This window comes from Tenacibaculum aquaeponti (assembly GCF_057221555.1).
On the sequence record NZ_CM170147.1, the window covers coordinates 3,480,649 to 3,500,256 of the forward strand.

Here is a 19,608-nt window from a genome sequence, read left to right on the forward strand (position 1 = left end):
TTTAAAGTCCCTTTTTTAATAACTATAATAAAAGAATAATGATTTTTAAATTTTCAAGAATATAAAATAAAAATAGTAGTAGTTAGTTTTTATACTAAGTTTGGTTAGACAAGGAGGCTTCAATTAATTTTGAAGTCTTCTTTTTTTGTTTAGTAGTGACTTTTTATGTTTAAATGTGTCATAACTATATAAAAATATAATTAAAATAAAACTAGGTAATCCCCAATACCTTAATATAATCCCCAAAACCAAGAGCTTCTTCCCCCAGAGAATTTCTCTTCTAAAGAAGAAGCTCATATTGTAATAACAAGAGTAATAGAAAAAAGTATAAATAATTTAAGTTTGGTTAATTGTTAAAAGATCTCATTTTGAGATTTTTTTTTGCTTTTTATGAATTTTAAAGTAGAGTTTTTTATTTATTTCCTATTTTTTTGATAGGTTTTATAGGATTTGTTTTAGTGATGCTTTTTAATGTTTGTATCGTTAACTAAATGTTAATTTTAAATATTAGTGTTAATTTAAGTTGCAAAATGAAATTGAAAATGAATAAGTTAGTTGTCAAATTATATACTATTGTAGGATAATTGATTACTGTTTTTTTTAGATAAAAATGTTAAATTTTTATCTATCTTGTTGTTTTATTAACATTTAAGTAAATCTTGTGAAATAATATATAGATGTTAAAATGGTAAAAAAAAAGTTATAATTTCGTTAAAAATTTAATTATTAACCATTAAAAAACAATTTAAAGATGAAAAAAATGAAATTCTCCCGAGTTGCATTATTATTAATTGGTGCGAGTTTTTTCGCATGTCAGTCAGAAGACAATAATCAGCCAGAAGCTGTAGCTGATAATGGTATTTCTTCTACTCTTGTATCAAGGTTAGCAAATTTTGATATGAATACAAATAACGTAAAGAAAGTTGATTTTGTGTTGCCTTCTGGTGAAACTACTCCTATGTACCAGGTTGAAGGTGATATTCATATGACTGAAGAAAAAATCAACAGTCTTCCTAATTTACAAGATCTTTCAGGAAGAAATTATTACACTAACAATTTAGTGGCTCAAAATACTGTTATTGATATCATCGGGTACACTGGTGGTGGAGGTTTTGGTTTGTCTAGTAAGGCAAGAACAGCTTTACAATGGGCTGTGAACAATTATAACAGATTAAATTTAAGTATTAGATTTAACTTAACTTTTGGAACTAATTATCAACCACAAGACATGGTAGTTTACAATAATCCTAACGAAAATGGTTCAGGAGGTTCTGCTGGTTTTCCTTCTGGAGGAAACCCATTTAAGTTTGTTCAAATTTTCGGCTTAGATGGTTTTACAACTAATGTAAATGAGCATGTAATTACTCATGAAATAGGTCACTCTGTAGGTTTCCGTCATACAGATTATCAAACAAGACAAAGTTGTGGGCAAAATGTAAATGAAGGTAGTGCTGGTGTTGGAGCTAATCCAGTACCTGGAACTCCTGCTGGATATGATCCTACTTCAGTTATGATTGCTTGTTTTAATTCAAGTGATGATGGTGAGTTTGGTCCAAACGATATTATTGCATTACAGTATTTATACTAAGTAGTAATTTATATTATTTATAAAAAAAATCCTGAGAATTATTTCTCAGGATTTTTATTTTTAATAAAATACTTTTTGTGAATAATCTACTATTCTCAGTAGTTTATCTAATAATTTAATGTTTATTTGAGGGTACTTAATGTCGTTATATTCATTTTTAATAGATAAGTTTATGTCCTCAGGTACGACTTCTTTTTCTGTATTATTAAATTTTAAATAGTATTTTCCTTCTCTTAATGCTAATTCAGCTGTTTCTACGACTAACTCATTCTTATTTTCATCAACAAGTTCTATCTTAATAAATTCAACCTTTTCCACTTCATAAATGTCTACGTTAATTTTATATTCAGAGTCTGTTTTTTCAACAAAAGAATAAAATATAGATCCTTCTCTGTTTTGACTAAAAAGTCCAATAGAAATGAAAAGGAAATAAATGATAAAAGTAATTTTCTTCATTTTGATTTAATTTATTTATGATGCAAATTTATAAAAGTTATTTATACATCTGTTTTTAGATATATAAAACTATAAGCTAACTTCATGCCAAAGTAAAATTGATTTTTCTGTTTGTTGTAATTTAATAGAAAAAAGTCTTGCTTTATATAAAGCAAGACTTTTAAGATAATTATTAATAAAGAAAGTATAAAATTTGTTTTTATTGTACAGCTTTTAATGCGTTGATATTTCCATAACCAAAACTAGAGTTTCTGTTAGGATAAAATTCTCCAGCTCGTTTCATTTTATCTAATACTTGTGCTCTAGTCCATGTAGGATTTTTAGACCATACTAAAGCCGCAATACCAGCAGTTGTAGCCGTTGCTACAGAAGAACCTCCTACATAATTTGCAGCATTATCGTAAGAACTTAATACAGGAACAAAATTTCCTGAATTTCTTTCCATTTCAATTGTGAAATCTATTTTAGAACCAGAATGACAGTTCCCACATCTTTCATATCTTCCTTCTTTTAAACCAGTAACAGCAACTGTTTCATCCATACTAGCAGGAAAAATTACTCCGTACCAAGTTGTTAAAGAAGTAGAAGTACCACCAGCAGCTATAATCATTTTTCCTCTATTATAGGCATATCTAACTGCATCTTTTACTCTTGAAATACTAAAAGGAGAACCTATTGACATTGAAATTATTTTCACATCACTTCTATTACCTAAAGCAGTTAATGCTTCAGCAACACCTCTTTTTTCATGATAATCATCTATCAATACATTTTGTACAGCTCTATAACTAACTAAGTTCGCGTTATATGCAACTCCAACAGGTAAATTATTACCATTTCTAGGAGCTGTAGCCACAGATGCCATACTAGTACCATGTCCGCATTTATCGTTAACACCATCATAATTATTCGACCAAGGCCAAATTGAATCTACAAAAGTTCCATATTTTTGTACTGTTCTACCAGAAGATTGTCCTGTGTTGAAGTTTTGATTCATAAATCTTTGTCCAGAAGATAAGCCAGAATCTATAACGGCAACTGTTATTCCTCTACCAGTGCTATAATTCCAAGCAGAAGGAATATTGTGAATGTCAAAATTCCAAGGTACTCTAGCAGCAGGAGATACGGTTCTATAATCAGCAGAAGCAATACTTTGTGATCTGAAACCACACCCAAATCCTTCACCAGATCTTGCGCTTAATCCGTTATCTTCTTCAAGTTTATAAGAAGCAGGTTCCAAATAGCGAACAGTTTGGTCAGCTAATAAAGCTTCTATAGTTGCAATATTTTCAACCTTAATATCTATTACATTAATATTATCATCAATATATAAATCGTCTGTAGCTCTAGAAGCAGTAGAGTTATCTTTGCTTTCAATAGATCTTACTAGATTGATAAGTTTATCTTTAATATTTGTAGAAGCAGTGCTTCTCTGAAATTGTCCAGGATCACTACCATATCCAATGGTTAATAAGTTATTACCATGCTTAACAGCACTCCAGATAGTTTGTGCATTAGTGTCCATCCAGTCGAAATCACCTTTAGTTTCCAATGATTCTTGAATGATTGTGTTGATTTTACTTTTAGAAAGTAATTCTGTTTGTTGTTCAGGAATTGGTTGATCTATAGTTTCGTCATTTTTAGAGCACGAAACTATAACCCCAGCTACCGCTAGGGTAAATAATAGTTTTTTCATTCTTTGAAGGGTTTTTTAATTTGTTGACACGAATATATTAAAAAAATCATAAAAAAATTATCAAATATTTATTTTGAGTATGTTTTTTTGTGTTTTTTGATAAAAAACTTTGTTAAGTGAATGCTTTTAGCTATTGTGTTTATTGATCTAGATGTGTTTTTGTGTTAAAAAAGAATATTTAATAAAAAAAGCATATCTACATTGTTAGATATGCTTTTTTTATGAGTTGTAATTAGTAATATGGTATTTTATTTTTCAAGTTTTACTCTGGTTGGTGTGTCTTTTCCATTTATAATAGATGCAGTTCCTACAAAAACAGCTTTAATAGTTTCAGTTAAAATAGATACGTCTAAAGTTTCGGCTTCATCTGTTACTTTATGATAATCAGGATCAATATCAATTGGTGTTGTAGAGAAAGTATGAGAAGGAACTCCTAATCGAGCTAAAGATGCATTATCAGATCTAAAAAAAAGATTGAAACTTTTATAAGGATCTGGAAATAATTTATAACCAGTACCTTTTAAATTTTTCTGAATAATTTCCCCAAAATTAGATCGTTCAAAACCAGTTAGCCATGCTGTTTTTGGTCCAGTTTTAGGTTCTTTAGCTATTAATTCTAGGTTTATACCAGCTACAAATTTTTTAGGATCAATTTGCTTTCCAAAATATTTTGAACCTATTAACCCCATTTCTTCTGCTGTAAAACATACAAACAATATACTTCTTTCATTATTGTTTTGTTCAGCAAAGTATTTAGCTAAAGTCAAAACTCCAACAACTCCAGAGGCATCGTCATTTGCACCATTATAAATACGATCTCCATCTCCACTTTTTTTAACACCTAAGTGGTCGTAATGTGCAGATACAATAACAATTTCGTCTTTTTTACTTTTTCCTTCTAAAAGACCAATTACATTAAACATTTTTATGCCTTTTTGCTCAAAATTTTGACGGTATGTTTTAAGGTTTTGAAATGTTTTGAGACCAATTTTTTTGTATTCATTTTCTATATACTGGGCAGCTTTTTCAATTCCAGGAGTTCCTGTAGCTCTTCCTTCCATTTCATCAGAAGCTAAAGTATATAAATGATTTCTTACTAATGTAGTATCAATATTTGGTGTTTTTGTTTTTTGTGTGTTTTGTTCTGGAGATTTAGAAAGATTAATTAAAGCTTGATCTTGACCGTTTTCTCCGTTTCCTCCGTTTTTTCCAATTTTTCCATTAGTAGCATTTTCTCCTTTAGTTCCATCTGCGCCATTAGCACTTTTCAAATTAATGGCGCAACTAACCAAAATAGATAAAGAAAATATGAGAGGTAATTTTAAAAGAATAGATTTCATAAGTAAATAAATTAAAAGCTAAAGATAGCTAATATTATTCCTTAAATTTGCCAAAATTTTGATCATGGATTTAAATCTTATACCTAAAATAAAGCATACCCATTCTAATAATTTCTTTTTACTGGCAGGTCCTTGTGCAATAGAAGGAGAGGAAATGGCTTTAAGAATAGCAGAGAAGATTGTTGCTATTACAGATCGATTAGAAATTCCTTACGTTTTTAAAGGGAGTTTTAAAAAAGCGAATAGAAGTAGAATTGATAGTTTTACTGGTATAGGTGATGATAAAGCTTTAAAGATTTTAAGAAAAGTTTCTGAAACTTTTGATGTACCAACAGTTACAGATATTCATGAAATTTTAGATGCTGATAAAGCAGCAGAATATGTAGATGTATTACAAATTCCTGCATTTTTAGTTCGTCAAACAGATTTAGTAGTCGCTGCAGCAAAAACTGGTAAAGTAGTAAACTTAAAGAAAGGACAATTTATGAGTCCAGAAGCTATGGAGCACGCTGTTAAAAAAGTAAAAGATTCTGGAAGTGAAAAAGCTTGGATTACAGAGAGAGGAACAATGTTTGGATATCAAGATTTATTAGTAGACTTTAGAGGAATTCCTACGATGAAAAAATTTGCTCCAACGGTATTAGATGTAACTCACTCATTACAACAGCCAAATCAAAGTTCTGGAGTTACAGGAGGTAGACCAGATATGATTGAAACTATTGCTAGAGCAGGAGTTGTAAATAATGTTGATGGTTTATTTATTGAAACACATTTTGATCCTGCTAATGCTAAATCTGATGGGGCTAATATGTTACATTTAGATTATTTAGAACAATTACTTTCTAATTTAGTAGCAATTAAAAAGCTTGTAAATACTTTTTAATTTTATTTAAATCGAACAAAAACTGGTTTTTCAAAATAATAACTTGGAGTATAAACTGGTGCGTTTGAAGAAAAATTATACCAAGGAGAGATATCTGTATCTTCAAAGTTTTTAAGTAAACAAACACTCTGTGCAGGTGTGTTTCCTTGGGCTAATAAAAAAAGTTTTTCGCCTTTTTCATTACTTACTTCATCTACAATAATTTCGATATGTCCTGGAAATCCAGGTTTTACCAACATATCACCAATTTTAATGTCTTTAATTTTTACTTTTTCAAGTTCATTATGCAAAGAAGCAGTTCCTGAATAGGTATAAATTAAGTTTAAATATTTGTAAAAGTTGGTTTTAGAATAATCAGGTTTCGCTGTTTTATGAAAATTTACCTTGTTACCTTTGATTTTTGGTCTATAACCAGCAGCGTATTGTTTCCAAGAACAATAATGACCAGAAGTAAATTTAAAACCTATTTCATCTTTCCTGTTTTGATTCCATAAATACTCAGACCTAATTCTCATTAAAGCATCTGCACATTGTTGCAAACCATTTTTAGGAACTGGAACCTCTAAAATAGCATCGTGCCAATCTTGAGCAAAATATTTAGAACCATCGTAATTAATGATTTCAGAACCGTGTTTCTTTAATTTATAGTTTCTTAAGTAGTATTGAAAAGAGTTGTTTTTTATAGTATTTCGCTCATAACCTTTAGGTGGTTTTATACGAGATTTAATTGTTTTTCCATCTTTATTAATTAAATTTTCTTTAGGTAATGAAATAAAGGCTTCAATTTGATTAGTGTATTGTTTTCCCTTCGGATTCATTCGCATTAAAATAAATAGTATTAGTACTGATGCGACAATTAAAAGAAGATTTTTTTTCATAGCTTATTAAGATTCATTTTTGCTTTCTAAATTAAAGAATATTTTTGCATCCATAATTTAAAACAGAATGAAAATAAAAAATATTGTAATATTCATCGTTGTAAATTTCCTTTTCCTTAGTGTTTATGCTCAAAAAGAAAACGCTGAAATTATGCGTTATCCGAGTGTATGGAAGTTTGAAAGAATTTAAAAGAGAATTTGAAATAGTAAATAGTCGATAGATAAACAATCACCTGTAATTGCAATTACAGGTGATTGTTTATCTATAAAATTATATAGCATTTATTCGGATCGTAATGATTTTACAGGATTAGAACTTGCGGCTTGAATAGTTTTTATGCTAATTACTATTAGAGCAAATACAATCATGGTAAAACCACTCACAAGAAAAGTTACAAATCCAATGTCTGTTCTGTAAGAAAAATCTTGAAGCCATTTATGAATCCCGTACCAAGCTACAGGAGAGGCCAATACAAAGGCTATACTAACTAGTATTAAAAATTCTTTACACAAAAGCGTGTTGATTTGTAGTATAGATGCTCCTAAAACTTTTCGCATTCCAATTTCTTTAACACGTCTATTGGTAGTATAAATTACAAGTCCCCATAAACCTAAGCAGCTTATTAAAATAGAAAGTCCAGTAGCCCAGCTTAATAGTTTAGAAATCTTATTTTCTTTGTTGTAAAACTTTGCAATTGTTTCGTCCATAAATTCAATTCGATAATCTTCAACTTCTGTGTATACCTCGCTATAAATTGCTTTAACTTTAGTTAAGGTGGTTTTTAAATCTTCAGCAGATAAATTATGAAATGCTACATGAACAGCCATAAACCTACTATATCTGGATCTATACCAATCTCCTGTAAGAGCTAAAGGAGTAATATTTGATCGAAGCGATTGCTGATTGAAATCAGACATAACACCAACGATAGGAGTTTTTGACCCTCCAAAATCTAAGGATTTTCCAATAGCATCTTCTGGTGTTTTAAATCCGAATGTTTTTCTAGCTGTTTCATTAATAACTAATTCTCTTACAGTGTCATTTCTAAACATTTTACCTGCTAGTAATTTCAGTTCAAATAATTCACCATAATTTGTGTCTCCAAAAATAAATTGAATGTCAGACTGTATTTTTTCATTTCCCTCAGTATACGTTGCAGTAGAAGTGTTATAACTATTAGATGCTGGGGGTACACCACCAATACTTAATTTATTAATCTGCGGAATAGCTTTTAGTTTTTGTAAGTACAGTTCTTTTTTTGCTAATTCTTGTTCTCCTCTTGGATTATAAATAGAAGCAACAGCTTCAGTTTTAAACCCTACATCTTTACTCAATAAGAAATTGATTTGTTTTCCAACCAATAAAGTAGCTATAATAAAAATTTGAGCAATTGTAAATTGAAATATCGTTAAGAATTTTCTTAATAAAGCCTTTTTTTCTCCCGATCCTAAGTTGTTTTTCAATACAGCAATTACATTGAATTTAGATATCACCAAAGCAGGATAAAATCCAGATAAAAAAGTAACAATTAGTAATAGTATAATAATTGCTATTATAATTATAGGGGTTGCAAATAAAGAGAAAGTTAATCCATCTTGAACAAAGTCTGAAAATACTTGAATTAACCATTTAGATAATAATAGTGAAAGCATACCTGACAAAAAAACCAGTAAGAATGTTTCCCCCATGAATTGTATAATTAACTGTTTTCTTGAACTTCCTAAAGCTTTTCGAATACCAATTTCCTTTGAACGTTGTGTAGCTTGAGCAGTGTTGAGGTTAATAAAATTAATACAACCTAACAATAACAAGAAAATAGCAACTAATCCTAGGTTTCTTAATAAAGGTTTACTTGGTTGACTTCTTTCCCAATCATAAATTCCATAACTATTATTAAAGTGAATATCGTTTAAAGGTTGTAATACAAACTCTTTAGATTGATTGTATTTACGAGAAAATTCATCTAAATGTTTTTCTGCTAAATCGTTTAATTCTTTTCGTATCTGTTCTAGGTTTGTACCAGAATATACTTTTAAATATAATTGAGAACTTGAGTTTGTTGCATTCCAGTTTTTGTTTATAAAATCATCTCTTAAACGAGTATTTAAAACTGTTGGTCTTGATATAAATTCTTGGAAAATAAAGTCGGTTCTACCTTTTAAGTTTTCTACAATTCCACTAACTTTTATTTGTAAAGAATCATTATAAACTAAAGTTTTTCCAATTATTTGAGATGGATTTAGCTTTGGAAAATATTCTTTGGCTCTTGTATCTGTTAAAATTACCTGATTAGGATTAACCAAAGCTTCATTTTTATTTCCCGCTAGAAAATTATAGTCAAAAATATCGAAGTATTCAGGTGTGGTGAAAATGACATGATTTGGCCATTTTTTAATAATATTTTCTTCTTTGTTTTCTACAATAGAAGGACGTTCAATTGTAAAACCATTAATAACTTCAAAGTTAGAATTTTCTTTAATAGCATCTTCTAAAGCTAGAGTAACTCCAGAATTAAAAAACTTTCCGTTTGGACCGCTAAAGTTAGAAACGACTCTATAAATTCGATCACTGTCTTTATGAAAATTGTCAAAAGTAAAATCATAATAAATCATTAAGCCTATAATAAAAGAGGCGCTTAAACCTATGGTAAGTCCAATAACATTTATAAATGAAAACACTTTGTTTTTCATAATATTTCTCCATGCTATTTTAAAATAATTTTTAAGCATAACGTAAGGCTTTGTTTTTAAAGGTTAATAATTAAGCTAAAATGTTTTCAGTTATTTTTTGTCCGTCTAACATTCGAATAATTCGATGACTATATTTAGCATCATGTTCGCTATGTGTTACCATAACTACTGTAGTTCCAGACTCATTTAAATCAATAAGTAAATCCATAACTTCATTACCATTACTACTATCTAAGTTACCAGTAGGTTCATCTGCTAGAATTAATTTCGGATTATTTACAACGGCTCTAGCTACTGCAACACGCTGTTGTTGTCCACCAGATAATTGCTGAGGAAGATGATTTCTACGATGCATGATTTGCATTTTTTCTAAAACTTCTTCAACTCTTTTTTTACGCTCCTTAGCTTTTACTCCGGTGTAGATTAAAGGCAATTCTACATTTTCAAAAACAGTAAGTTCATCAATTAAGTTAAAACTCTGAAAAACAAAACCAATATTATGTTTTCTTAAGTTTGCACGTTTACGTTCGTTGTAGTCAGAAACTTCTATTCCATTAAACTTAAAGCTTCCACCATCTGAATCATCTAATAAACCAAGAATGTTAAGTAAAGTAGATTTCCCACATCCTGAAGGTCCCATTATAGCTACAAATTCACCTTCTTTAACTTCAAAAGATAATTTGTTTAAAGCAATAGTTTGTACTTCTTCGGTTTTGTAAAATTTTTGTAAGTCAGTAATCTGTATCATAATACTTTCTATTTAATATTTTTTTATTGTAAAATCAATTCTTCTACGTCTTTATAAGCTTCATAACTAGAGGTAATTACTTTATCACCTGGAGTTAAACCGTTTAAGATTTCGTAAAATCTGGTGTTTTGACTACCTAATTGTGTGGCTATTTTGTAAGCTCTTTTTCCGTCTTCACTAACTTTAAAAATCCAATTTCCATTAGTTTGCTGATAAAAACTTCCTTTAGGAACAAGTAAAGCTTGTTTTTCTGCACTTAAAGCTACTTTTATTTGTAGGTTTTGTCCTCTTCGAATCCCTTTAGGAACTTCCTTTTCAAATTTCATATCTACTTGAAATTTTCCATTATTAACTTGAGTAAAAACTTTTTTAATGACTAAGGTATATGTTTTATTATGAAGGATAACACTTCCTTTTTGCCCAGGATATATTCTAGAAATATAATGCTCATCCATAGCAATTCTAACTTTATAATCAGAAGTAACATCAACTTGGCCTAAACGAGTTCCTTTATTAATTGATTGTCCGATTTCTGTATCAAAAGAAGTAAGTTGTCCATCAATAGGAGCACGAACAATTAAATCACCTACTTTTTTACGCATCAGTTCTAAAGCATTTTGAGTTCTTCTGTAGGAACTTTTGGCTTTGTTGATTTCTAAACTTGAAGCAATAGAATCCTCAGATAAAACTTGTTTTGCTAATTTTAATCGTTCTTTTTGATAGTTGTAATTATTTTCAGAAGATTCAAAATCTTGACGAGAAATTACTCCTTTTTCATATAGTTTCTTGTTCAATTTGTATTCTCGAGTAGCTTCAATATGACTACTTTCTACATCAGTATATCTATTTTTTCTATTGATGGTGTTTTGACGAGCAGCATTTTGAGAAATTTGCATTTGCGTTAATAAATTGTATACAGAAGTTTCTTGGTTAATCAGGTTTAATTCTAAATCTGTATTAGAAAGTTTCAAAATAGGCTGTCCTTTTTTTAGTTTAGCTCCGTCTTCAACAAATTTTTCAACAACATTACCACCTTCTAAAGCATCTAAATAAATAGTTGTGATAGGTAATACAATTCCGTTAACAGGAATATTTTCTTGGAAAACATCATTAATTACAGTACTCACAGCTATACGTTCCTTTTTTACATTTAATTTAGTAGTTCCAGATGACTGCTTAAAAATGTATAATAGTAATGCAAGAAACATAATCACACTAGCTACAATAGCGATATGTTGATTTGAGAATTTTTTCTTTTGAAGTTGAATGTCCATTGTAATAACTTTTTCGTTATTCGTTTCATAGTCAATATGATGCCAAAAACAAAATTACCTGTATATCAGTGGTTTAAGTTTTTTTATTTTCTTTTAAGTGTTCGTTTTTGATACACTAAATGTTCAAAAGTGTACACTTTTATAAATCAAGTTTTTTTGTTTTTCTAATTTTTAAAACCTTAGTATAAAATTGTAATATTGTGGTAATGGTATTAAAAAAAGCTACAGTTTTAGTTATAGATGATGATGCAGATGTACTTACTGCAATACGTTTGCTACTTAAACCTTTGGTGAAAACAATAGTCACTGAAAAAAATCCGAGTAATATAATTTCACAAATAGAAAAAGCTAGTTATGACATTGTAATTCTTGATATGAATTTTAATGGTTTAGTAAATACTGGAAATGAAGGGATTTTTTGGTTACGAAAAATAAAAGAATATCAACCAGAAACAGCAGTTATTTTAATGACAGCTTATGCTGATATTGATTTAGCTATACGAGGTTTAAAAGAAGGAGCATCTGATTTTTTAATGAAACCTTGGAAGAATGAAAAATTACTTGATGCAATTGCTACAATTGTAGATAAGAAAAAGGTGAAAAAAGTTCTTCCTTTACAAACAAATACTACTGCTATTATTGGTGAAAGCGAAGTCATGCAAGATGTTTTTACTAAATTAAAAAAAGTAGCACCGACAGATGCAAATGTTTTAATTCTTGGAGAGAATGGAACAGGAAAGGATTTAATTGCAAGAGCACTTCATGATAATTCTAATAGAAAAGATAAGCCATTTGTGAAAGTTGATGTTGGAGCATTAACTACAACGCTTTTTGAAAGTGAATTATTCGGATATAAAAAAGGAGCCTTTACAGGAGCAAATGAAGATAGAATTGGACGGTTCGAAGCAGCAAATGGAGGAACCTTATTTTTAGATGAAATTGGAAATATTTCTTTAGGTCAACAAGTACGATTATTAACTGTTTTACAAAATAGGTGTATCACTCCTTTAGGGGCTAATAAGGAAATTCCAATAGATATTCGATTGATTTGTGCAACCAATGTAACTCCTGCTGAGTTAGCAGATGAAAGCAAGTTTAGAAAAGATTTAATTTATAGAATTAATACAGTTGATATTATAGTTCCTCCATTAAGAAGAAGAGGTACAGATATAACAATGTTATCTAGGCATTTTGTTGCACATTATTCAGAAAAGTATAACAAAAGTACTTTTACTTTCGATCCAGCTTTTATTAGCAAGCTTAAGAGCCACGATTTCCCTGGTAATGTAAGAGAATTACAGTATGTTTTAGAACGTGCAGTAATTATGACAGATGGATCTGTTTTAAAACCTGAAGATTTGGTATTTTCTTCTATAGAGCGATCTGTAACCCAAAAAACTAGTGAAAATGAAAGCTTGAATTTAGAAGAAGTAGAAAAGAAAGCAATTCTTACAGTTTTAGAAAAACACCAAGGTAATATTTCAAAATCAGCAAAAGAATTAGGAATTACTAGAGCAGCTTTGTACAGACGATTGGCTAAATATGAATTATAAAAGTTTCATTATAAAAATATTCATTAGAGTTATACTTATGGTAAGTTTAATTCTAACGCTAGTATATTTCTCATATAGAAATGAGTTTACTTACGCGATTGTCTTAGGTATAGGATTATTCGTGATTATATATAACACATATACTTTTATAAAACGTCGTTTTTTAGTTATTGAAGACTTTTTTAATGCGGTTAAATATCGTGATTTTTCTAGAGGTTTTTCTGAAGATGTAGCCGCTAAAGATATTCGTTTTTTGTATAAAGGTTTTAATCAAGTTCATCAAACGATCAAGGAAATTAATGCGCAAAACCATGCACAATATGTATATCTTCAAAAGATATTAGAAATGGTAGATATTGGTATTATTGCTTATGATTTAGAAACCGGTAATGTATTGTGGAGTAACGATTCTTTTCTTAAGATTTTAGATGTTCCTTCATTTAAAAATATCAGTTTTATAGAACGAAGAAAACCAGAGTTATTCACTACAATTTTTGAGACTTTTCACAGAGAAGGAGATTCAGTAATTATAACTTCTGAAAATGAAAAAATAAAGACATTAGTTTCTGATACAATTTTTGAAGTTGAAGAAGACACATTTAAACTTTTGGTAATTCAAAATATAGATGATACACTAAATAAAAATGAGTCGGAATCATGGAAAAAATTACTGAGTGTAATGACACATGAAATCATGAATTCTATTACACCGATTGCATCTTTGGCAAATACTTTGGAGAGAAATCTTGAAGATTTAATTCTGAAAGAAAAAGATGAAGCTACAGAATTGATAGATTTAAACGCTGGAATTAAAACCATAAAAAATAGGAGTGAAGGTTTATTAAAATTCGCAAAAACTTATCGTAGTCTTAATAAAGTAACCAATCTAAATAAGCAAAAAATAAGAGTTACAGAGTTGTTTACAAATATCGAATTATTAATGCAACCTTCTATCGAAGCTAAAGGAATACAGATTGATTTTATCAATACAAATGAACGTTTATCATTACAAATCGATGTTCATTTAATAGAACAAGTATTAATCAATTTATTATTGAATGCTGTCGATGCTTGTAAAGAAAAAAAAGGTGCACATATTCGAGTAGAAGCTATTGAAAATGTAAATAGAAGTATAATTATTAAAGTTTACGACAACGGAATTGGAATTTCTGAAGATATACAAGAAAACATCTTTGTACCATTTTTTACTAGTAAGGAAACAGGTAGTGGAATAGGATTAAGTTTATGTAAACAAATTATGTTATTACATAAAGGACGAATACAAGTGAAAAGTAATTTAGGAGAAGGAACTGTTTTTTCTTTGTACTTTTAATGAAGTTTTCTTTTTAAAGGTATAGTTATTGATAAGTGAAGTTTATGATGAGATTATTTACAATTCTTTTTTTTTCAATTTTAGTTGCTAAAGCCCAAGATTTTTCTGAAATAAAAAAAATAACCGATACATATTCGGGTTTAATGACAGCTGAAAAATTAGCAAAAAATATAAATAGAGATTTTAATACAGATGAATATAAAACTAAAGCTTTATATGCTTGGTTAACAAAAAATATTTGTTATGATTTAAAAGAGTTTTACAACCCGAACAGACAAACTAGAACTTCATTTAGATATCGAACAGAAGAAGAAAAACAGCAGAAAATTAAAGCTATTAACGAAAGAATAGTGAAAAAAACATTGACTTCTCGTAAAGCTGTTTGTGAAGGTTTTGCTAGAACATTTGCTCAAGTTTGTACACTTTTGAATATTGAAAATGAAGTTGTACCAGGGTATGTGAGAAATTCATTTCATGACATAGGAAAGCCTCAAAGAAGTGCAAACCATGCTTGGAATGCAGTTAAAATTAATAAGAATTGGGTTTATATAGATGCAACTTGGGGAGCAGGAGCAGAGTTTAATGGAAGATGGATTAGAAAATTCAATCCGTATTATTACAATATTCCTAAAGAAAAGTATTTCAAAACACATTTACCAGAAGAAAGTATTTGGAGATTGCGAGTAGGAAGAATTACAAAAGAGGATTTTTATAATCAACCTATTTTGAGTAATAAGTTTTTAAATTCAGGAATGGATTTAGTAGAACCTGAAGGTATTTTAAAAAGAGATGAAAAAGGAAGAGTGCAAATTAAATTGAATACGATTAATCAACGTTATTTTTTATGGATGGGAGAAGGTTCTCCTTTTATTCCTACACCAATAAAAAAGGAAGGATATTATATTTTAAGAACTAAACCTTCTGTGAATGCAGATAAAATATTTTTCTTACTCGGAAAAGATGTTGCAGCAGAATTTTTAATACAATAAAAAAATCCCCTTGACGAAATCAAGGGGATTTTTATTATTATTTCTTTGCAATAAAATCTTCTTTACTAAGTAGTTTAATTTGCTTTTTATCAGTTTTCAGTTTACGCTTTTCGAATTTTGAAACCTCTTTATTTTTGATTTTTTCGAAATCCTTTTTAGCTTTTTGTAATCGAGTTTCTAGTACTTCTTTATTCTCAAGTTGAGATAAAGAAGGTTTTTCACTTCAATAGTATTTACATACTCTTTTCTTCCTTTTTTAAGTACAACTTTATACCTTCCTTCCTGCAGGTACACCAGGTGCTGTAAAACCACCAAAAGTAAAGTTTTTACCAGCAGCAACTTTTGGGTTTTTCTGTCTGAATCCCCAGTTTACAACATTGATACCTTTTGATTTACCAGGCACAAGAGTAATTAACTCTTTATCATTTTGATCTTTGATAGTTAACGTCATTTTTCCGAGTGTATGACGTTTTTTCAAGTAGTAAATGATTTTAGCAGTAGTACTCGGATTATTACCAACAAATTGCAATTCTGTACTTCCACCGCCAAAACCAACTTGTTCTTTAATAACTGCAGGTTTCATAAATTAAAAGAAACTTTTTTTTGTGTAAGTGTTTTTTTTATTTTTACTTTGTGTTTCAAAGTACTTTAATATGAGTTCAGAAGAATATTTAAAAGACATAACAGAAATCAAGAAATTGATGAATAAATCTTCACGATTTATTTCGTTAAGTGGTTTATCTGGAATTTTAGCGGGAACTTATGCACTAATTGGTGCAGCTTATGCTTATTGGTTAGTTGCAAATAGTGATAGGGGATATTTAATTTTAGACGGTAAAGTTTTTAAGTTAGTCTTATTAGATATGTTTTTAGTGTTGTTTTTTAGTATTGCAACGGCTATTTATTTAACTACACTAAAAGCTAAAAAGAATGGAGAACGTATATGGGATGCAACAACAAAGAGACTACTGTTAAGTTTTCTTATTCCTTTAGTTGCAGGAGGCATTTATACACTCACAATTTTAAATCAACAACGTTATGGACAAACTGGTGCTTTAATGTTGTTATTTTATGGTTTGGCATTAACTAATGCTTCGAAATATACTTTAGGCTATGTTAAATATTTAGGTTATACCGAAATAATTTTAGGATTACTGTGTGCTATTTACCCAGGATACGGTTTTTGGTTTTGGGTTTTAGGTTTCGGAGTAATGCATATTGTATATGGCATTTTAATGTATTTTAAATACGAAAGAAAACAAGAATAGTAAAACTGCATCTTTGAAGAATTTATTAAATAATATAAATAAAGCTTTCGATCATCGAATACGACTAGGAATTATGTCGGTTTTGGTGGTAAATGAGTATGCAGATTTTAAAACACTTAAAGAACTTTTAGGTGCTACGGATGGAAATTTAGCAAGCCATTCTAAAGCATTGGAAAAAGTAGGATTTATAAGAGTTGAAAAACAATTTATAGGTAGAAAACCTAATACAAAATATTACGCAACCAAATTAGGAAAGGAAGAATTTAAGAAGCATGTAGAAGCTTTAGAAAGATTACTCAAAGGAGAGTAAATTTTTTTTGAATTTAAACTTTGAATTTCAAAGTACTTTAAATAAATCGCCAACGGGGAAATTGCTAATAAACTACCCAACTATAAAAAATAGAAGGGTAGTTTTTAAAAAAAGAAAACACATTATTAAAATAAAATAGAAATAAAATGGAAAAAGTAGAAAATCAAGCAAGTCGAGTAGGAAAGTGGGTAAAAGAATCAATTTCAGCAAGAATGTTAATGATTGGAGTATTAATATTGGTTCTTTTAATCCCATTATCATACGTGAAAGATTTAATTAGGGAACGTAAGTACAGGCAGAAAGAAGTTATAGCGGAGATCAATCAAAAGTGGGGTGGAGAAGTGTTGTTATACGGACCAATGTTAAAAATTCCATATAAAACATATAGTGTAAAGAAGATTTATAATCCAGATACCAAATCACATCAAGAGGAAACAATTACGCATATCAACTACGGATACTTTTTTCCTAAAAAATTAGATATTCAAACTACAGTAAATCCTCAGCAAAAGAAGAGAGGAATTTATGAAACTGCTGTTTATGAAAGTGAAATCAATTTAAATGGAAGTTTTACAAAACCTGATTTTAGCGAAGTTGATATTAAAGAAGAGGATATTTTATGGGAAAAATCTCGTTTAATCATAGAAACATCAAATTTTAAAGGAGTAAGTAGTTTAGTAGAAATTATGTTTCATAAAAATACCTATGCTTTCGAATCTAAATATGATGGTAAAAGAAATGTATCTAGAGGAAAAGTTTATGAACATTCAGCAAACGATTATAGTTATGTTGGTTTACATAAGTTAGAAAGTAAATCTATCAAAAAAGCAGATTTACCTGTGAGTTCAGATGTGAGTTTTAGTTTAAAAATGAATGTAAACGGAAGCAAACAAATTCGTTTTATTCCTATAGGAAAAGAAACTAGTGTAAATATCAAGTCGAATTGGAAAACAGCCAATTTTCTTGGAGAGTATTTACCTTATAATCCTGATAAAATTAAAGATGATGGTTTTGATGCTAAATGGAAAGTGTTAGATATTAATAGACCATTTCCTCAACAATCATTTAGTGGAATTTTAAATTTAAAAGAGTATGCTTTTGGCGTAAATTTTATGATTCCTGTAGATCAATATCAGAAAAGTGAACGCACAACTAAATATGGATTTTTAGTAATCGGACTTACTTTCTTAGTGTTCTTTTTAATACAAACAATGAGTAAAATTTTAATTCATCCGTTTCAATATTTAATGATTGGTATTGCCTTAGTTATGTTTTATACTTTGCTAATTTCAATATCAGAACACAGTAATTTTTTAAATGCATATTTAATAGCATCTACAGCAGTAGTTTTATTAATTTCTTTATACTCTAAATCAATTTTAAAAGTGCTAAAATTTCCTCTTTTTATAGGAACTTCGTTAACGATACTTTACACTTTTATCTTTGTAATTATTCAGTTAGAAAACTATGCTTTATTAGTAGGTAGTGTAGGGTTATTTGTAATTTTAGCATCAGTAATGTACACTTCAAGAAAAATAGATTGGCAAAATGGATAAGAATAAATTTCGTTTCGATGGTAAAAGTTTTATAATCTGTATAATTCTCTTTTTAGTAGAATTAGCGATAGCAAAAACATCAGGATTTATAAGACACACGTTTGGAGATTTCCTAGTCGTGATTTTACTCTACTATTTTGTAAAATCATTCATAAATGTTGAACCTAAAAAAATAGCTATTGGAGTTTTATGTTTTTCATTCTTAGTTGAAATATTACAGTATTTCAAAATAGTTGAAATTTTAGGTGTACAGGATAACAAACTAATGCGAATAGTAATAGGAAGTACTTTTTCTTTTGGAGATTTAATAGCGTATACATTAGGAATAATCACAGTCTATTTTATTGAAGTGAAAAGAGAAAAATATTTTAAGGAAAATAAATAATATGATTACAAAATATTTAACAAGACAGCAAAATGGCGTTTTAATGCTAGTGATAATGTGTACTTTTTTAGTTTTATTAAGAGTGCAAATCACACAAAGTTTGCTTTTTACATTTATGCTCTGGAATATCTTTTTGGCATTAATTCCGTTTTTTATCACAGAATATGCGGTTAAAAGGGATATTGAAAATAAATCAAAAGCGAAACAATTAGTACTGTTTGTAATTTGGTTATTTTTCTTACCCAATGCACCATATATTATCACTGATTTTATTCATTTAAACACAAGTAGAAAAAATCCACTAGGATGGTTTGATTTGTTGTTTCTGTTTTGTTCGGCAATAACAGGTCTTATGATAACTATGCTAACATTAAAAGATGTATATCAAATTATTGTGAAAAAATGGAGCTTGAAAATAGCAGATGTTTTTATACCAATTGTTTGTTTTCTTTCTGGTTTCGGAATTTATTTAGGACGTTTTCTACGTTTTAATTCTTGGGATATAGTTACAGCACCAATTTCTTTAGTAGAAAAAACAATGTACAGCTTTAAATTACCTAAAGCTTGGTACGTTACTATAGGTTTTGGTATGTTTTTATGGATCTTTTTTTATGCTTTTTTAAGTTTTTTTAAAACTAAAAGAGAAAGTTAAATTATTGT

At 29.0% G+C, this 19,608-nt stretch carries 18 protein-coding genes; 10 read left to right on the plus strand and 8 right to left on the minus strand.

Features of this window, described 5'->3' with window-relative positions:
• The first annotated feature begins 760 nt into the window (after positions 1 to 760).
• Positions 761 to 1,588, plus strand: coding sequence for a M57 family metalloprotease (locus AC2TEO_RS15940; protein WP_442265769.1), 828 nt, complete (start codon positions 761 to 763; stop codon positions 1,586 to 1,588).
• A gap of 60 nt (positions 1,589 to 1,648) precedes the next feature.
• Here the strand turns inward: AC2TEO_RS15940 and AC2TEO_RS15945 are convergent, their stop codons facing one another.
• The 3 genes from AC2TEO_RS15945 to AC2TEO_RS15955 all read right to left on the minus strand — a co-directional run bounded on the left by AC2TEO_RS15945 (position 1,649) and on the right by AC2TEO_RS15955 (position 5,080).
• Positions 1,649 to 2,044, minus strand: a complete 396-nt coding sequence (locus AC2TEO_RS15945; protein WP_442265770.1) for a hypothetical protein — start codon at positions 2,042 to 2,044, stop codon at positions 1,649 to 1,651.
• A 199-nt stretch (positions 2,045 to 2,243) separates the two neighbouring features.
• Entirely contained in the window at positions 2,244 to 3,740 is a 1,497-nt protein-coding gene (locus AC2TEO_RS15950) for a S8 family peptidase (protein ID WP_442265771.1), read from the minus strand.
• A gap of 248 nt (positions 3,741 to 3,988) precedes the next feature.
• Entirely contained in the window at positions 3,989 to 5,080 is a 1,092-nt protein-coding gene (locus tag AC2TEO_RS15955; protein ID WP_442265772.1) for a M20/M25/M40 family metallo-hydrolase, read from the minus strand.
• Between the two features lie 64 nt (positions 5,081 to 5,144).
• On the opposite strand from AC2TEO_RS15955, the gene kdsA reads away from it, so the two are divergent.
• Positions 5,145 to 5,963, plus strand: coding sequence for a 3-deoxy-8-phosphooctulonate synthase (gene kdsA, locus AC2TEO_RS15960; RefSeq protein WP_442265773.1), 819 nt, complete (start codon positions 5,145 to 5,147; stop codon positions 5,961 to 5,963).
• Positions 5,964 to 5,965: 2 nt separating this feature from the next.
• Here the strand turns inward: kdsA and AC2TEO_RS15965 are convergent, their stop codons facing one another.
• The 4 genes from AC2TEO_RS15965 to AC2TEO_RS15980 form a co-directional block, all read right to left on the minus strand.
• Positions 5,966 to 6,841: a DUF4846 domain-containing protein gene (locus tag AC2TEO_RS15965; protein ID WP_442265774.1), complete on the minus strand. Its 876-nt coding sequence runs from the start codon at positions 6,839 to 6,841 to the stop codon at positions 5,966 to 5,968.
• 282 nt (positions 6,842 to 7,123) lie between these two features.
• Positions 7,124 to 9,571, minus strand: coding sequence for an ABC transporter permease (locus tag AC2TEO_RS15970; protein ID WP_442265775.1), 2,448 nt, complete (start codon positions 9,569 to 9,571; stop codon positions 7,124 to 7,126).
• Between the two features lie 31 nt (positions 9,572 to 9,602).
• Positions 9,603 to 10,280 (minus strand): ABC transporter ATP-binding protein, encoded by a 678-nt coding sequence (locus tag AC2TEO_RS15975; RefSeq protein WP_442265776.1) that lies wholly within the window; start codon positions 10,278 to 10,280, stop codon positions 9,603 to 9,605.
• Positions 10,281 to 10,303: 23 nt separating this feature from the next.
• Positions 10,304 to 11,554: an efflux RND transporter periplasmic adaptor subunit gene (locus tag AC2TEO_RS15980; protein WP_442265777.1), complete on the minus strand. Its 1,251-nt coding sequence runs from the start codon at positions 11,552 to 11,554 to the stop codon at positions 10,304 to 10,306.
• A gap of 206 nt (positions 11,555 to 11,760) precedes the next feature.
• Between AC2TEO_RS15980 and AC2TEO_RS15985 the strand changes: the two genes are divergently transcribed.
• From AC2TEO_RS15985 to AC2TEO_RS15995, 3 genes are read left to right on the plus strand one after another with little or no spacing between them, the layout of a single operon-like run.
• The gene (locus AC2TEO_RS15985; protein ID WP_442265778.1) at positions 11,761 to 13,107 is read left to right on the plus strand and encodes a sigma-54-dependent transcriptional regulator; all 1,347 of its coding nucleotides are present in this window, start codon (positions 11,761 to 11,763) and stop codon (positions 13,105 to 13,107) included.
• Positions 13,097 to 14,440 carry a sensor histidine kinase gene (locus AC2TEO_RS15990; RefSeq protein ID WP_442265779.1) on the plus strand — a complete coding sequence of 448 codons (1,344 nt, stop codon included), beginning with the start codon at positions 13,097 to 13,099 and terminating at the stop codon, positions 14,438 to 14,440. Before AC2TEO_RS15985 ends, AC2TEO_RS15990 begins: the two co-directional genes overlap by 11 nt.
• 44 nt (positions 14,441 to 14,484) lie before the next feature.
• A complete protein-coding gene (locus AC2TEO_RS15995; protein WP_442265780.1) occupies positions 14,485 to 15,429 on the plus strand; it encodes a transglutaminase domain-containing protein in 945 nt (314 codons plus the stop codon).
• 268 nt (positions 15,430 to 15,697) lie between these two features.
• Here the strand turns inward: AC2TEO_RS15995 and AC2TEO_RS16000 are convergent, their stop codons facing one another.
• On the minus strand, positions 15,698 to 16,012 hold the full coding sequence (locus AC2TEO_RS16000; protein WP_442265781.1) for a hypothetical protein: 315 nt from the start codon (positions 16,010 to 16,012) through the stop codon (positions 15,698 to 15,700).
• Between the two features lie 70 nt (positions 16,013 to 16,082).
• Between AC2TEO_RS16000 and AC2TEO_RS16005 the strand changes: the two genes are divergently transcribed.
• From AC2TEO_RS16005 to AC2TEO_RS16025, 5 genes are all read left to right on the plus strand, one after another.
• Positions 16,083 to 16,697, plus strand: coding sequence for a hypothetical protein (locus AC2TEO_RS16005; protein ID WP_442265782.1), 615 nt, complete (start codon positions 16,083 to 16,085; stop codon positions 16,695 to 16,697).
• A 13-nt stretch (positions 16,698 to 16,710) separates the two neighbouring features.
• Positions 16,711 to 17,007 (plus strand): winged helix-turn-helix domain-containing protein, encoded by a 297-nt coding sequence (locus AC2TEO_RS16010; protein ID WP_442265783.1) that lies wholly within the window; start codon positions 16,711 to 16,713, stop codon positions 17,005 to 17,007.
• Positions 17,008 to 17,153: 146 nt separating this feature from the next.
• The gene (gene creD, locus AC2TEO_RS16015; RefSeq protein WP_442265784.1) at positions 17,154 to 18,563 is read left to right on the plus strand and encodes a cell envelope integrity protein CreD; all 1,410 of its coding nucleotides are present in this window, start codon (positions 17,154 to 17,156) and stop codon (positions 18,561 to 18,563) included.
• Complete coding sequence (locus AC2TEO_RS16020; protein WP_442265785.1) at positions 18,556 to 18,948, plus strand: ribosomal maturation YjgA family protein; 393 nt, start codon at positions 18,556 to 18,558, stop codon at positions 18,946 to 18,948. Before creD ends, AC2TEO_RS16020 begins: the two co-directional genes overlap by 8 nt.
• 1 nt (position 18,949) lies before the next feature.
• Positions 18,950 to 19,600, plus strand: coding sequence for a DUF1361 domain-containing protein (locus AC2TEO_RS16025; protein WP_442265786.1), 651 nt, complete (start codon positions 18,950 to 18,952; stop codon positions 19,598 to 19,600).
• The last annotated feature ends 8 nt before the right edge of the window (positions 19,601 to 19,608 follow it).

Excerpts from the sequence above, each read along its gene's own strand:
- AC2TEO_RS15940 (WP_442265769.1), top strand. The coding sequence starts at position 761 with ATGAAATTCTCCCGAGTTGCATTATTATTAATTGGTGCGAGTTTTTTC.
- AC2TEO_RS15945 (WP_442265770.1), bottom strand. The coding sequence starts at position 2,044 with ATGAAGAAAATTACTTTTATCATTTATTTCCTTTTCATTTCTATTGGA.
- AC2TEO_RS15950 (WP_442265771.1), bottom strand. The coding sequence starts at position 3,740 with ATGAAAAAACTATTATTTACCCTAGCGGTAGCTGGGGTTATAGTTTCG.
- AC2TEO_RS15955 (WP_442265772.1), bottom strand. The coding sequence starts at position 5,080 with ATGAAATCTATTCTTTTAAAATTACCTCTCATATTTTCTTTATCTATT.
- kdsA (WP_442265773.1), top strand. The coding sequence starts at position 5,145 with ATGGATTTAAATCTTATACCTAAAATAAAGCATACCCATTCTAATAAT.
- AC2TEO_RS15965 (WP_442265774.1), bottom strand. The coding sequence starts at position 6,841 with ATGAAAAAAAATCTTCTTTTAATTGTCGCATCAGTACTAATACTATTT.
- AC2TEO_RS15970 (WP_442265775.1), bottom strand. The coding sequence starts at position 9,571 with ATGCTTAAAAATTATTTTAAAATAGCATGGAGAAATATTATGAAAAAC.
- AC2TEO_RS15975 (WP_442265776.1), bottom strand. The coding sequence starts at position 10,280 with ATGATACAGATTACTGACTTACAAAAATTTTACAAAACCGAAGAAGTA.
- AC2TEO_RS15980 (WP_442265777.1), bottom strand. The coding sequence starts at position 11,554 with ATGGACATTCAACTTCAAAAGAAAAAATTCTCAAATCAACATATCGCT.
- AC2TEO_RS15985 (WP_442265778.1), top strand. The coding sequence starts at position 11,761 with ATGGTATTAAAAAAAGCTACAGTTTTAGTTATAGATGATGATGCAGAT.
- AC2TEO_RS15990 (WP_442265779.1), top strand. The coding sequence starts at position 13,097 with ATGAATTATAAAAGTTTCATTATAAAAATATTCATTAGAGTTATACTT.
- AC2TEO_RS15995 (WP_442265780.1), top strand. The coding sequence starts at position 14,485 with ATGATGAGATTATTTACAATTCTTTTTTTTTCAATTTTAGTTGCTAAA.
- AC2TEO_RS16000 (WP_442265781.1), bottom strand. The coding sequence starts at position 16,012 with ATGAAACCTGCAGTTATTAAAGAACAAGTTGGTTTTGGCGGTGGAAGT.
- AC2TEO_RS16005 (WP_442265782.1), top strand. The coding sequence starts at position 16,083 with ATGAGTTCAGAAGAATATTTAAAAGACATAACAGAAATCAAGAAATTG.
- creD (WP_442265784.1), top strand. The coding sequence starts at position 17,154 with ATGGAAAAAGTAGAAAATCAAGCAAGTCGAGTAGGAAAGTGGGTAAAA.
- AC2TEO_RS16020 (WP_442265785.1), top strand. The coding sequence starts at position 18,556 with ATGGATAAGAATAAATTTCGTTTCGATGGTAAAAGTTTTATAATCTGT.
- AC2TEO_RS16025 (WP_442265786.1), top strand. The coding sequence starts at position 18,950 with ATGATTACAAAATATTTAACAAGACAGCAAAATGGCGTTTTAATGCTA.